Here is a 14,010-nt window from a genome sequence, read left to right on the forward strand (position 1 = left end):
TTTGCCGCATCATCCCCAGACACATTAGGACACACATTCAATGGCATCCGCTAAACCCAAGAAGAAGAACCCGCGCCTCGCGTCGGGCCGCAAACGCGTCCGTCAGGACACCAAGCTCAACGCCGCGAACACCTCGCTGCGCTCCAAGTACCGCACCGCGGTGAAGAACGTCGAGAAGGCCGTGCTGGCCGGCGACAAGACCAAGGCCGCCGAGCTGTTCGCCAAGGCCCAGGCCGTGGTCGACACCGTCGCTGACAAGGGCATCTTCCACAAGAACAAGGCCGCTCGCGACAAGAGCCGCCTGTCCGCCAAGGTCAAGGCCCTGGCACTCGCCCCTGAGAAGGCCGCCGCCTGACGCTCAGGTGAAACCAGCCCGGATCGGTTCGATGCCCAGCGCATCCCACCGCTCCGCCGTTTGATCGGGGTGCGCTGCAGCAAAGCAAAAAAATGGAAAACCGCCTTCGGGCGGTTTTTTCATGGGTGGACGGAATGGCGTTCCGTCAGGGGATGACGTGTCAGGGCTTCTCTTCGGGCACCAGGCAGGCTTCCGCGATCTGCAGGCCGTTGTCGCGCGCGAAGTTCATGACGAAGTCCCACGCCATCACGTTGTACTCGCGCAGGTCGACGTGGACGACCACGCACTTGACGCCGTTGATGTTGGTGGGGACGCACCACGGCGAATAGCTCAGGTGGCTGCCGGGGGTGGCGCCGCCGGGACGGAACGAACTCATGACGCCGGCGAGGCGTTCGGCCCAGTCGCTGGGGCGGAAGGTTCGGCCGTCGCTCGTGATGCCCTGGATGAAGACTTCTTTGGCGCTGGGGGAGATCATCGTTTGAAGGGGCTGGGCGCGTGCTGCAGCGCACCACGGATTCTATCCGGCCGCCCTGGCGCGCGGCATGCAATCGCACAGGGCTGGCCCGGACATTGCTGCGATGCGGAATCCTCAATAAAGACGAAATACTGCACGCCTAGAATCCGCTTTCCCTTTCCCGGAGTACCCCGTATGAGCGCCCCCGCCGTCCCCACCTCGCCCCACGTCATGAACACCTATGGCCGACTGCCCATCGCGCTGTCGCATGGCCAGGGCTGCCGCGTGTGGGACACCGAGGGCCGTGCCTACCTCGACGGCCTCGGCGGCATCGCCGTCAACACGCTCGGCCACAACCACCCCGAACTGGTGCCCGCGCTGCAGGACCAGGTGGCCAAGCTCATCCACAGCTCCAACTACTACCACGTGCCCGGCCAGGAGCAGCTCGCGGCCAAGCTGACCGAGCTGTCGGGCCTGACCAACGCCTTCTTCTGCTCGACCGGCCTGGAGGCCAACGAGGCGGCGCTCAAGCTGGCGCGCAAGTTCGGCCACGACAAGGGCATCGAGCGCCCGGAGATCGTGGTCTACGAGCACGCCTTCCACGGCCGCTCGATCGCGACGCTGTCGGCCACCGGCAATCCCAAGGTGCAGAAGGGCTTCGGTCCGCTGGTCGAGGGCTTCATCCGCGTGCCGCTCAACGACATCGAGGCCCTGAAGCGGGCCACCGAAGGCAATTCCAACGTCGTGGCGGTGTTCTTCGAGACCATCCAGGGCGAAGGCGGCATCCACCCGATGCGCGTCGAATACCTCCGGCAGGTGCGCGCGCTGTGCGACGAGCGCGACTGGCTCATGATGATCGACGAGGTGCAGTGCGGCATGGGCCGCACCGGCAAGTGGTTCGCCCACCAGTGGGCCGGCATCCTTCCCGACGTGATGCCGCTGGCCAAGGGCCTGGGCTCGGGCGTGCCGATCGGCGCGGTGGTCGCCGGGCCGCGCGCGGCCAACATCTTCGGCCCCGGCAACCACGGCACGACCTTCGGCGGCAATCCGCTGGCGATGCGCGCGGGCATCGAGACCATCCGCATCATGGAGAAGGACGGCCTGGTCGAGCATGCGGCCGCCGTCGGCGCGCACCTCAAGGCGGCGCTGGAGCGCGAGTTCGAGGACCTGTCCGGCGTGCGCGAGGTGCGCGGCCACGGCCTGATGCTGGGCATCGAGCTCGACCGCCCCTGCGGCGTCATCCTCAACCGCGCCTGCGACGCCGGCCTGCTGCTGAGCGTCACGGCCGACAACGTGATCCGCCTCGTGCCGCCGCTCGTCCTGAGCATCGCCGAGGCCGACGAGATCGTCGCGATCCTCGCGCCGCTGGTCCACACCTTCCTCTCGGAACCCACCCCATGACGACGACCATGACCGGCCAACCGGCGATCCGGCACTACCTGCAGTTCTCGGATTTCACGACCGACGACTACGCCTATCTCTTCGAACGCGCCGCCCTCATCAAGCGCAAGTTCAAGGCCTACGAGAAGCACCAGCCGCTGGTCGACCGCACGCTGGTCATGATCTTCGAGAAGGCCTCGACGCGCACCCGCGTGAGCTTCGAGGCCGGCATGTACCAGCTCGGCGGCAGCGTGGTCCACCTGACCACCGGGGACACCCAGCTGGGCCGTTCCGAGCCGATCGAGGACAGCGCCCGCGTCATCAGCCGCATGGTCGACGCGGTGATGATCCGCACCTTCGGGCAGGACAAGATCGAGCTGTTCGCCAGGCACTCGCGGGTGCCGGTCATCAACGGCCTGACCAACGAGTTCCATCCCTGCCAGATCCTGGCGGACATCTTCACCTACATCGAGCACCGCGGCTCCATCCGCGGCAAGACGGTGGCCTGGGTCGGCGACGGCAACAACATGGCCAACACCTGGCTGCAGGCCAGCGAGATCCTGGGCTTCACGGTGCATGTGAGCACGCCCAGCGGCTACGGCGTCGACCAGTCGGTGGCGGGCCTGCGCTCGTCGGACAGCTACAAGGTCTTCACCGACCCGATGGAAGCCTGCCGCGGCGCCGACCTGGTGACCACCGACGTCTGGACCAGCATGGGCTACGAGGCCGAGAACGACGCCCGCCGCGCCGCCTTCGCCGACTGGCGCGTGGACGCCGAGATGATGCGCGTCGCCCAGCCCGATGCCCTCTTCATGCACTGCCTGCCGGCGCACCGCGGCGAGGAGGTCGACGCCGACGTCATCGACGGCCCGCAGTCGGTCGTGTGGGACGAGGCCGAGAACCGCATGCACGTGCAGAAGGCGCTGCTGGAGTTCCTGCTGCTGGGACGGCTGCGGGCCTGAGCGGCCGGCCCCGCACCGCAACCGGCGATCCGGGTCTCGGGGTGTTACCGCGACGTTGGAAATAACCGACACCACGCCCCGTCGCGCGGCGCTAACTTCGCGCCATGCCTGCCTCCCCACCCCGCATCCGGGACATCTCCCCGCCCGTCCACGAGGGCGCGCCGGTCTTTCCCGGCGACACGCCCTACCGCCAGCGCTGGGCCGCGCGGATCGGACCCGACTGCCCGGTCAACGTCGGCGAGATCACGCTGTCGCCGCACGTCGGCGCGCATGCCGACGCGCCGCTGCACTACGACCCCGACGGCGCCGCGATCGGCGCGGTCGACCTCGCGCCTTTCCTGGGTCGCTGCCGCGTCGTCCACGTCATCGATCGCGGTCCGCTGATCGGCTGGGCGGACCTCGCGCACGCGCTGGACGACCTGCCGCCGCGCGTGCTGGTGCGCACCCGCGCGCGGGCCGTCGTCGACCGCTGGGACCCGGACCTCGTCGCCTTCGCGCCCGACGCCATCGAACGGCTGGCCGCGCGCGGCGTGACCCTGGTGGGCATCGACAGCGCCAGCATCGACCCGGCCACCAGCAAGACGCTCGACAGCCACCAGGCGATCCGCCGCCTGGGCCTGCGCGTGCTGGAGAACCTGGTGCTCGACGACGTGCCCGAGGGCGACTACGAACTCATCGCCCTGCCGCTCAGGCTCACGACCGCCGACGCCTCGCCCGTGCGCGCGGTGCTGCGCGACCTCCCGCCCGCCGCCGGCACCGCTGCGCCTCCTTCCACCCCGTGACCGCCATGACCTCCACCCCGACCGCCACCCCGTCGTCGTCGACGACGGCGCCCCGCTCCCCCGCCACCGCCCCGAGCCTCGACGACTGCCGCGCCCTGGACGCACGGGACCCGCTGCGTCCCCTGCGCGATCTCTTCACGCTGCCCGAGGGCGTGATCTACCTCGACGGCAACTCGCTCGGCGCCCTGCCGAAGGCCGCCCCGGCGCGCATCGCCGAGGTCGTGGCGCGGGAATGGGGCGAAGGGCTCATCCGCTCCTGGAACACGGCGAGCTGGTTCGACCTGCCGCAGCGCCTGGGCGACAAGGTGGCGCGGCTGGTCGGTGCCGCGCCCGGCAGCGTGGTGTGCACCGACAGCACCTCGGTCAACCTCTACAAGGTGCTGTTCGCGGCGATGACGCAGGTGCTGCGGCGCGATGGCGAAGGCGACCGCGACGCGTCGCGCCGCGTGGTGCTCAGCGAGCGCAGCAACTTCCCGACCGACCTCTACATCGCGCAGTCGCTGTGCCGCGAGCGCGGCTTCACCCTGGCGCTGCTCGACGACGCGGACGGACTCGACGCCGCCCTCGCCGCCGGCGACGTCGCCGTGCTGATGCTCACGCACGTCAACTACCGCACCGGCGCGATGCACGACATGCGTGCCGTCACCGCCGCCGCGCACGCCGCCGGTGCGCTGGCCGTCTGGGACCTGGCGCACAGCGCCGGCGCCGTGCCGGTACGGCTGGACGACTGCGGCGCCGACTTCGCCGTCGGCTGCGGCTACAAGTACCTGAACGGCGGGCCGGGCGCGCCGGCCTTCGTCTGGGCGCACGCGCGCCACGCGGAACGTTTCGAGCAGCCCCTGTCGGGCTGGTGGGGCCACGCGGCACCGTTCGCGTTCACGCCCGACTACCGGCCCGCCGCCGGCATCGCGCGCTACCTGTGCGGTACCCAGCCGATCGTCGCGCTGGCCGGCCTCGAATGCGGACTCGACACCGTGCTGGCCGCCGCACCCTTCGACGGCGACGCTGGGCCGATGGGCGCGCTGCGGCGCAAGTCGCTGGCGTTGACCGACGCGTTCATCGCGCTGGTCGAGGCCCGTTGCCCTGGCCGCTTCGACATCGCCACGCCCCGCGCGCACGCGCGGCGCGGCTCGCAGGTCAGCCTGACGCTGGCAGGCACCGACGCGGCGTCGGCCGACCACGACGGCCCGGCGCCGAGCGCGCACGCGATCGTCCAAGCGCTCATCGCGCGCGGCGTCGTCGGCGACTTCCGCGCCGGCGACGCGCGCTCGCGTGACATCCTGCGCTTCGGCTTCACGCCGCTCTACCTCGGCTTCAAGGACGTCTGGCGGGCCGTCGACCACCTGACGCGGGTGCTGGCGGCGCGCGAATGGCAGCGCCCGGAGTTCAACCGGAAGCAGGCAGTGACCTGATGGCGGCCGACACCCCATCCGTCCGGCCCGATCCGCCGGCCTGGCCTGCCGCGACTGCCGCCGCCGCCGCTGCGCCCGCCCTCCACGGCCACGGTCCGGGATCGACGCCCGGGCCGTCCGGCACCGCCACGCAGGCACCCGTCGCCGAGCGCATCGTGCGCGACGAGGGCGCGCGGCTCGACTTCAGCGCCGCCATGAGCTACGGCGACTACCTGCACCTCGACGAACTGCTCGCGGCCCAGCATCCGCGCTCGCCGGCGCACGACGAGATGCTCTTCATCGTCCAGCACCAGACCAGCGAGTTGTGGATGAAGCTGATGCTGCACGAGCTGACGGCGGCCATCGACGGCGTCGCCGCCGACCGGCTGCCCGACGCCTTCAAGATGCTGGCGCGCGTGAGCCGGATCATGGAGCAACTCGTCGGCGCCTGGAGCGTGCTGGCGACCATGACGCCGCCCGAGTACAGCGCCATGCGGCCCTGGCTCGCCAATTCCAGCGGCTTCCAGAGCGCGCAGTACCGCCGCATCGAGTTCATGCTCGGCCACAAGAACGCCGCCATGCTGCAGCCCCACGCGCACCGGCCGGACCTGCTGGCCCAGGTTGAGGCCGCCTGGCGCGCGCCCTCGCTCTACGACGAGGCCCTGCGCCTGCTGGCCCGCCACGGCCTGGCCGTTCCCGCCGAGCGCCTGGCGCGCGACTGGACCCGGCCCTGCGAGCCCGACGAGGCCGTGCGCGCCGCCTGGCTCGCCGTCTACCGCGATCCGCGGGCGCACTGGGACCTCTACCAGCTCGGCGAGAAGCTGATCGACATCGAGGACGCCTTCCGGCTCTGGCGCTTCCGCCACGTGACGACGGTCGAGCGCGTGATCGGCTTCAAGCGCGGCACCGGCGGCACGGGCGGCGTGAGCTACCTGCGCAAGATGCTCGACGTGGTGCTGTTCCCCGAACTGTGGGCGCTGCGCACCGACCTCTGATCGGCCCGGGGTCGCACGGACCGTGTCCGGCCGGCCGGCTCAGCCGGCGTAGAGCCAGGGCACGTCGAGCAGCCTAGGCCCCAGGGCGCGCAGACCGGCGTCGCGTGCCAGCCGGGCCGGGCCGGCGAGGTGGAAGACCACGCCGTTGCGCCGGGCCCGCGCCTGCACCCGGGCGTTGCGTTGCCAGCGCGCGGCGGCGTAGCGCGACAGCGCGGCAGGCACGTCGGCGGCGGTGGTGCCGCCCCCTGCTCCCAACGCACCGGCCAGCGCCACCGCGTCCTCGATCGCCATGCCCGCGCCCTGCGCCATGTACGGCAGCATCGGATGCGCGGCATCGCCGGCCAATGCGATGCGCCCGCGCGCCATCGCGGCCGGGCCGGCGAGCGGCGCGCGATCGCACAGCGTCCAGGCGCGCCAGCCGGGCATCGCCTCGATCAGCGCCTGCAGCATTCCACCGCAGCGTCCCGTGGCCCGCTGCAGGGCGTCGAGGCCGGTGGCCTGGTCCCAGTCGCGCGCATCGCCGGCCGGGGCCGATTCGGCCAGCACGACGACGTTGAGCGCCGCGCCGCCGCGCACCGGGTACGCCACCGCGTGCAGGCGCGCGCCCAGCCAGACGCGCACGTCGTCCCCGCGCAGCGCGGCCGGCAGCGCGGCCTGCGGCACCAGCGCGCGCCAGGCCGTGTGGCCGGTGACGCGCGGGGCCGGATCGGCCGGGCCGGTCACATGGGATCGCACGGCGCTCCAGAGACCGTCGGCGCCGATCAGGGCGTCGCCCGACCAGCCGCGACCGTCGGCGCTGGCGACATGGACCGACTCGCCGCGGGTCTCGATCCGCTCGATGCGCGCGCCCAGGTGGAGCGTGGCGCCGTCGCTCCCGCGCACGGCGTCGAGCAGCAGCGCGTGCAGGTCGGCGCGGTGGACGCAGCAGTACGGCGCGCCGTAGCGCCGATGCATCGATTCGCCCAGCGGCAGCCGCGCGACGACGCCGTCGCCGCCGGTGCCGCGCACCACGAGCGCCTCCGGCACCGCCGCGATGCCGGCCAGTGCCTCCTTCAGCCCGAGCGCGTGCAGCCGCCGCGTGGCGTTGGGTCCGAGCTGCAGGCCGGCACCGACCTCGCCGAAGGCGTCGGCCTGTTCCAGCAGGTCGACGCGGGGGCGCGGTGCGTGGATCGGGCGGGGCACGGCCTCCGGGCCGCGATCGGCCGCCGCGCCGGTCGCGCCGCGCGCGAGCGCCAGCGCGCAGGCCAGCCCGCCGATGCCGCCACCGGCGACGAGGATGCGCGGCGTCACGACCGGAGTCAGCGTCCGGCGTGGGCCGGACGGACGTCCGCGCGGGCCGACGACGCAGCGTTCGCCGCCCCCGTCGCGCGGACCGCACCGGCACCCCCGGCCGCGCCGTCGGCGGCAGCTGTACCCTGCCTGGCCCCGGTCCCGCAGCCGCCGCAGCTGTCGCACGCGCCGCAGCCGGAGGTCTTGGCGAGCGAGGCGGCCAGCGCCTGGGCGCGCTCGGCGTCGACAAGACCGGCGCGCCGCGATCCGGCCGCCACCCGGCCCGCCGCCGCGCGCCGCCAGGTCGCCGGCATCCAGCGCCAGACGGCGTAGAGCGCGGCGCAGGCGACGATGAGTCCGACGATGATCTGCTGGGTCACGGGAGCCTCCGATGGGGTGGGTCGCGTCAGCCCCAGCCCAGGGCCAGCGCGATGCGGTAGGTGACGAAGCACGCCAGGTAGGCGAGCCCGAAGAGGTAGCCGGCCATGATCCAGACGTAGCGCCAGGAGTTGGTCTCGCGCCGCACCGCCGCCAGGGTCGACAGGCACTGCGGCGCGAAGACGAACCACACCAGCAGCGACAGCGCCGTCGCCAGCGACCAGCTGCCCGCGATCAGCGGCTCCAGCGCCGTGGCGACGCCCTCGCCGGTCGCCGACAGCGCGTACACCGTGCCCAGCGCGCCCACCGCCACCTCGCGCGCGGCCATGCCCGGCACCAGCGCGATCGAGATCTGCCAGTTGAAGCCGATGGGCGCGAAGAGGCGTTCGAGCCAGCCGCCGAGCACGCCGGCCGCGCTGTACTGGATCGCCGGACCGGTCGCGCCCTCGGGCGGCGACGGGAAGGTGGAGAGGAACCACAGCAGGATGGTCATCGTCAGGATGATCGTGCCCACGCGCTGCAGGAAGATCCAGGCGCGCTCGTGCAGGCCGAGCGCCAGATTGCGCAGGTTCGGCCAGCGGTAGGCCGGCAGCTCCATCAGCAGCGGCGAGTGCACGGTGCCATCGCTCGCCTGGCGGAAGCGCTTCATGACCCAGGCCACGGCCATCGCCGAGACGATGCCGAAGACGTAGAGCCCAAACAGCACGATCCCCTGCAGGTTGAAGACGCCGCCGACCGTGCGTTCGGGGATGAAGGCGGCGATCAGCAGCGCGTAGACCGGCAGCCGCGCCGAGCACGTCATCAGCGGCGCGATCATGATGGTCGTCAGGCGGTCGCGCCAGTTGCTGATGGTGCGCGTGGCCATCACGCCGGGAATCGCGCAGGCGAAGCTCGACAGCAGCGGGATGAACGAGCGCCCCGACAGCCCGACCGTGCCCATCACGCGGTCGAGCAGGAAGGCCGCGCGCGGCAGGTAGCCCGAATCCTCCAGCGCCAGGATGAACAGAAACAGGATCAGGATCTGGGGCAGGAAGACGATCACCCCGCCCAGCCCCGCCACCACGCCGTCGACCAGCAGGCTCTGCAGCAGGCCTTCGGGCAGCAGCCGGCCGACGAGTTCGCCGAGCGCCTCGGTGGCGCCCTTGATCAGGTCCATCGGCACGTTGGCCCAGCTGAAGACGGCCTGGAACATCAGGAACAGCGTGACGGCCAGCACCACCATGCCCCACAGCGGATGCAGCACCACGCGGTCGATGCGGTCGCTCGTGGCCAGGCTGCCGACCGGCTCGGTCACGGCCAAGCCCAGGATGCGGCGCACCTCGCGCTGCGTGGCGAGCACGTCGTCGAGCTGCGGCGCGACCCACGGCACCGGCGCTGCGGCGGCAACCGGCGCGTCGAGCGCGGCCAGCAGCCCGTCGGCGCCGCCGGCGTGCACACCCACGGTCTCGATCACCGGCAGGCCCAGCTCGCGCGAAAGTACCGCCGTGTCGACGGCGATGCCCTGCCTGCGGGCCATGTCGGTCATGTTGAGCACCACCACCATCGGCAGGCCGAGCTGCCGGGCCTCCAGCACCAGGCGCAGGTTCAGGCGCAGGTTGGTGGCGTCGGTGACGCAGACGATCAGGTCGGGCAGCGCCTCCTTGCTGCGGCCGGTGACGATGTCGCGTGTGACCGCCTCGTCGGCCGACAACGCGTTCAGGCTGTAGGCCCCCGGCAGGTCGAGCACGAAGACGCGGCGCCCGCCGGTGGTCTGCAGCACGCCCTCCTTGCGCTCGACGGTCACGCCGGCGTAGTTGGCGACCTTCTGGCGGCTGCCGGTCAGCAGGTTGAACAGGGCGGTCTTGCCGCAGTTGGGGTTGCCCAGCAAGGCGATGCGCTCCGGCGGCGCGGCGGCCGATCCGGACCGTGCCGCGCCCGGCTGGAAAACGAGCGTGGCTTCAACCATGATGGGCCGCTCCCGCCGTGACGTGGATGAAGGACGCCTCGTGACGCCGCAGCGCGAAGGTGGTGTGGCCCAGGCGCACGGCCAGCGGCTCGCGCCCCGGCAGGCCGCTGGCGACGATGCGCACCGCTTCGCCGGGGACGAAGCCGATCTCGGTCAGCCGCAGGACGAGGTCGCGGTCCTCGGCGGCGTCGGCCGCGCCGGGGCGGCGCAGGTCGACGACGGTCGCCCACTGATGGGACGGGAATTGGTCGAGCCGCTGCACGGCGGCCTGCAGCGACGCTGCGTCGGAGTCGGTATGGAGCACGGGCGGGACACGGTCCGCGAAGGCGGACGACGCGAGATCAAAACCCAGATGCTAACCATTCTCAACTCGATCCGGGCCGGACCGCCCGCTTTTCCCCTCCCGGCGACCGGCTCAGTCCTCCAGCAGCTGCCGCAGCACGAACGGCAGGATGCCGCCGTGGAGGTAGTAGTCGACCTCGATGGGCGTGTCGATGCGCAGGCGCACGGTGACCTCCTGCTGGCTGCCGTCGGGACGGTGCACCACGAGCTTCACGTCCATCTGCGGCCTGAGCTCGCCGCCGATGACGACGTCGATGCGCTCGTCGCCGGTCAGCCCCAGGCTCTGCCAGGAGTCGGCGCCGCGGAACTGCAGCGGCAGCACGCCCATGCCGACCAGGTTGGCGCGGTGGATGCGCTCGAAGCTGCGCGCCACGACGGCCTTGATGCCCAGCAGCTGCGTGCCCTTGGCGGCCCAGTCGCGCGACGAGCCGGTGCCGTACTCCTCGCCGCCGAAGACCACCGTGGGCACGCCCTGGTCGATGTAGGTCATGGCGGCGTCGTAGATCGCCATCTTCTCGTTGCCGGGCTGGAACAGCGTGAAGCCGCCCTCCTCCTGCGTGCCCTTGTCGTCCGGCGGCAGCATGAGGTTCTTGATGCGCACGTTGGCGAAGGTGCCGCGCATCATGATCTCGTGGTTGCCCCGGCGCGAGCCGTAGCTGTTGAAGTCGGTCTTGGCGACGCCGTGATCCTTGAGCCACAGGCCGGCGGGCGAGCTCTCCTTGATGGCGCCGGCCGGCGAGATGTGGTCGGTGGTGATCGAGTCCCCGAACAGCGCCATGATCCGCGCGCCCAGGAAGCCGGGCGCCGCGCCCGCCTGCGGCGTCATCTCGAAGCCCTCGAAGAACGGCGGCTCGGCGATGTAGGTGGAGGTCGGCCAGTCGTACACCTCGCCGGTCGTGCCCTGGATGCTGGTCCAGAACTCGCCCGGGTCGGTCCGGACCTTGTCGTAGTTGGCGCGGAAGGCCTTGGCGTTCATGGCGTAGCGCAGGTTCTCGTCGATCTCCTGCGTGGTCGGCCAGATGTCGCCGAGGTAGACGTCCTTGCCGCCCGTGCCCTGGCCCACCGGCTGGGTCATGAGATCGACCATCACGTTGCCGGCGATGGCGAAGGCCACCACCAGCGGCGGCGAGGCCAGGAAGTTGGCCTTCAGGTTCGGGTGGATGCGGGCCTCGAAGTTGCGGTTGCCCGACAGCACGGCCGCCGCGACCAGGTCGTTCTTCGTGATGACCTCGTTGATCTCCGGCGTCAGGTCGCCCGCGTTGCCGATGCAGGTGGTGCAGCCGTAGCCGGCCAGGTAGAAGCCCAGCTTCTCCAGGTAGGGCAGCAGGCCGGCCTTCTCCAGGTACTCGGTGACGATGCGCGAGCCCGGCGCCAGCGAGGTCTTGACGTGCGGCTTGACCGTGAGCCCCGCCTCCACCGCCTTCTTCGCCAGCAGGCCGGCGCCGAGCATCACGCTCGGGTTGGAGGTGTTGGTGCAGGAGGTGATGGCGGCGATGAGCACGTCGCCGTTGCCGATGGTGACCCCGGCGCCCGGGGTCGCGGGCACGGTCGACGCCGCCGCCGAGGCGCTGGTGTCGGCCGCCTCGCGGGTCGGCCGGTTGGCGACCATCTCGACCACCTGCCGGGCCTCGCCGGGCGCCGTGGGCGGTGCCTCGGCGTTGTCGGCCGCGCCGCCGGGTGCCGCCGCGACCGGGAGCGGAAAGCGGCTCTTGAGCTTCTCGGCCGGCTGGTTGAAGCCGTTGGCGTTGTTGGGCTTGCTGTAGAGCTCGGAGAACTTGGTCGACAGGTGGCCGAGGTCGATGCGGTCCTGGGGACGCTTCGGCCCGGCCAGGCTCGGCGTGACGGTGCCCAGGTCGAGCTTGACGATCTTGGTGTAGTCGATGTCGCCCGGCGCCGGCATGCCGAACAGGCCCTGCGCCTTGTAGTAGGCCTCGAAGCGCTCGATCTCCTCGTCGGTGCGGCCGGTGCCCTTGAAGTAGGCCACCGTCATCTCGTCGACCGGGAAGAAGCCCATCGTCGCGCCGTACTCGGGCGCCATGTTGCCGATGGTGGCGCGGTCGGGCACGGCGATGGAGGCGGCGCCGGGGCCGAAGAACTCGACGAACTTGCCCACCACCTTCTCGCCGCGCAGGATGGCCGTGACGTAGAGGACCAGGTCGGTGGCCGTGACGCCCTCGCGCAGCTTGCCGGTAAGCTCGAAGCCGACCACGTCGGGCGTCAGCATGTAGACCGGCTGGCCGAGCATGGCCGCCTCGGCCTCGATGCCGCCCACGCCCCAGCCGACCACGCCGACGCCGTTGATCATGGTGGTGTGGCTGTCGGTGCCCACCAGCGAATCGGGGTAGTAGACCGGCACTTCGGCCGTGTCGTCGGCGCGCTTGTAGACGCCGCGCGCGAGGTATTCCAGGTTCACCTGGTGGACGATGCCGAAGCCCGGGGGCACGACGCCGAAGGTGTCGAAGGCCTGCATGCCCCACTTCATGAACTGGTAGCGCTCGTGGTTGCGCTGGAATTCCAGCTTCATGTTGAGGTCGAGCGCTTGCGGCGTGCCGTAGTAGTCGACCATCACCGAGTGGTCGACCACCAGGTCGACCGGCACCAGCGGCTCGATGGCCTTGGGCGACTTGCCCAGCCGCGCGGCCACGCTGCGCATCGCGGCCAGGTCGGCCAGCAGCGGCACGCCGGTGAAGTCCTGCAGCACCACGCGGGCGACGACGAACGGGATCTCGTCGGTGCGCTCGGCGTTGGGCAGCCAGTGCGCCAGCTGCTTCACGTTGTCCTCGCCGACCTTCTGGCCGTCGCAGTTGCGCAGCACCGACTCCAGCACGATGCGGATCGACACCGGCAGGCGCGACACGCTCGGGTACTGTTTGGCCAGTTCCTTGAGCGACCAGTACTTGCCGGAACGCCCCGACGGCGTGCGGAACGTCTTGAGCGTGGACGCGAAGGCGTGCGCGGGGGTGGTGGCCATGGGGACTCCTGTGGAATGACGGAAAGCGTGGGAAAACCTGGAAACCTTAGCAGTCGTGCGTGAAACCGGCACCCTTGGGGACACTGCCAGCACGCGTAGGACGACATCGCCTCGGAGCCCGAACGGGGCCGGAACGGCCGTCGGCGTCAGGGCATACCCCGAGCCGGTCGCGTTTTCGTCGGTGCAGGACGACACGATCATCAGCCGCAGGAAGGCCGGCATGGGGTGACGCTCGCCCGTAGTGTGAATGGGTACATCCATCAACCAAAGAACGGGAATTCCACATGGCCGACACCCACACCCATCAGAAGCTCTGGGAGCTGATCAAGGACACGCGCTTCGGCATGCTGACCCACCGCCATCACGACGGCCTGCTGCACAGCCACCCGCTGACGACGCAGAACAAGTCGGTCGACGAGCACGCCACGCTCTACTTCTTCGTGCCCGCCGACGGCGACATCGCCCGCCACGTGGCCGAGGACGGCATCGTCAACGTGGCCTATGCCAACACCGGCAGCGATAGCTACGTCTCCGTGGCCGGCCGCGCCTCCATGCTCGACGATCTGGCGAAGAAGGAGGAACTGTTCAACCCGATGGCCAAGGCCTGGTTCCCCAACGGCCCCACCGATCCGAACACCGGCCTGCTGGCCGTGCACATCGAGGAAGCCGAGTACTGGGACGTCGACGACAGCAAGATGGTGCAGCTGCTGAAGATGGCCAAGGCCGCCCTCACCGGCGACGTGCCCAAGAACCTCGGCGAGCACAAGAAGGTCGATCTCTGACATC

Annotated in this window: 13 protein-coding genes; 7 read left to right on the forward strand and 6 right to left on the reverse strand. The window is 70.9% G+C overall.

Annotated elements, in window-relative coordinates:
• Positions 1–40 precede the first annotated feature (40 nt).
• Positions 41–355, forward strand: coding sequence for a 30S ribosomal protein S20 (gene rpsT / locus ABID77_RS06990; RefSeq protein WP_429592757.1), 315 nt, complete (start codon positions 41–43; stop codon positions 353–355).
• Between the two features lie 160 nt (positions 356–515).
• Here the strand turns inward: rpsT and ABID77_RS06995 are convergent, their stop codons facing one another.
• Positions 516–830, reverse strand: a complete 315-nt coding sequence (locus ABID77_RS06995) for a DUF3579 domain-containing protein (protein ID WP_429592760.1) — start codon at positions 828–830, stop codon at positions 516–518.
• 174 nt (positions 831–1,004) lie between these two features.
• On the opposite strand from ABID77_RS06995, the gene ABID77_RS07000 reads away from it, so the two are divergent.
• From ABID77_RS07000 to kynA, 5 genes are all read left to right on the forward strand, one after another.
• Positions 1,005–2,210, forward strand: coding sequence for an aspartate aminotransferase family protein (locus ABID77_RS07000; RefSeq protein WP_429592763.1), 1,206 nt, complete (start codon positions 1,005–1,007; stop codon positions 2,208–2,210).
• A complete protein-coding gene (gene argF / locus ABID77_RS07005) occupies positions 2,207–3,151 on the forward strand; it encodes an ornithine carbamoyltransferase (RefSeq protein WP_429592765.1) in 945 nt (314 codons plus the stop codon). The genes ABID77_RS07000 and argF overlap by 4 nt, the downstream gene beginning before the upstream one ends.
• Before the next feature lie 104 nt (positions 3,152–3,255).
• Positions 3,256–3,933, forward strand: coding sequence for an arylformamidase (kynB, locus tag ABID77_RS07010; RefSeq protein ID WP_429592768.1), 678 nt, complete (start codon positions 3,256–3,258; stop codon positions 3,931–3,933).
• A gap of 5 nt (positions 3,934–3,938) precedes the next feature.
• Positions 3,939–5,345 (forward strand): kynureninase, encoded by a 1,407-nt coding sequence (gene kynU / locus ABID77_RS07015; protein ID WP_429592771.1) that lies wholly within the window; start codon positions 3,939–3,941, stop codon positions 5,343–5,345.
• Positions 5,345–6,319 (forward strand): tryptophan 2,3-dioxygenase, encoded by a 975-nt coding sequence (gene kynA / locus ABID77_RS07020; protein ID WP_429592773.1) that lies wholly within the window; start codon positions 5,345–5,347, stop codon positions 6,317–6,319. The genes kynU and kynA overlap by 1 nt, the downstream gene beginning before the upstream one ends.
• A 39-nt stretch (positions 6,320–6,358) precedes the next feature.
• On the opposite strand, the gene ABID77_RS07025 is transcribed toward kynA, so the two are convergent.
• The 5 genes from ABID77_RS07025 to ABID77_RS07045 form a co-directional block, all read right to left on the reverse strand.
• Positions 6,359–7,609, reverse strand: coding sequence for an FAD-dependent monooxygenase (locus tag ABID77_RS07025; RefSeq protein WP_429592776.1), 1,251 nt, complete (start codon positions 7,607–7,609; stop codon positions 6,359–6,361).
• 8 nt (positions 7,610–7,617) lie between these two features.
• Positions 7,618–7,968 (reverse strand): DUF6587 family protein, encoded by a 351-nt coding sequence (locus ABID77_RS07030; protein WP_429592779.1) that lies wholly within the window; start codon positions 7,966–7,968, stop codon positions 7,618–7,620.
• Positions 7,969–7,994: 26 nt separating this feature from the next.
• A complete protein-coding gene (gene feoB / locus ABID77_RS07035; RefSeq protein WP_429592781.1) occupies positions 7,995–9,911 on the reverse strand; it encodes a ferrous iron transporter B in 1,917 nt (638 codons plus the stop codon).
• Positions 9,904–10,215 carry a FeoA family protein gene (locus ABID77_RS07040; protein WP_429592784.1) on the reverse strand — a complete coding sequence of 104 codons (312 nt, stop codon included), beginning with the start codon at positions 10,213–10,215 and terminating at the stop codon, positions 9,904–9,906. The genes feoB and ABID77_RS07040 overlap by 8 nt, the downstream gene beginning before the upstream one ends.
• Positions 10,216–10,326: 111 nt before the next feature.
• Positions 10,327–13,224 (reverse strand): aconitate hydratase, encoded by a 2,898-nt coding sequence (locus tag ABID77_RS07045; RefSeq protein ID WP_429592786.1) that lies wholly within the window; start codon positions 13,222–13,224, stop codon positions 10,327–10,329.
• 284 nt (positions 13,225–13,508) lie between these two features.
• On the opposite strand from ABID77_RS07045, the gene ABID77_RS07050 reads away from it, so the two are divergent.
• Positions 13,509–14,006 (forward strand): pyridoxamine 5'-phosphate oxidase family protein, encoded by a 498-nt coding sequence (locus tag ABID77_RS07050; protein ID WP_429592789.1) that lies wholly within the window; start codon positions 13,509–13,511, stop codon positions 14,004–14,006.
• Positions 14,007–14,010 lie beyond the last annotated feature (4 nt).

The sequence above is a fragment of the Variovorax sp. PvP013 genome (assembly GCF_050435945.1).
Classification (GTDB): Bacteria; Pseudomonadota; Gammaproteobacteria; order Burkholderiales; family Burkholderiaceae_C; genus Variovorax.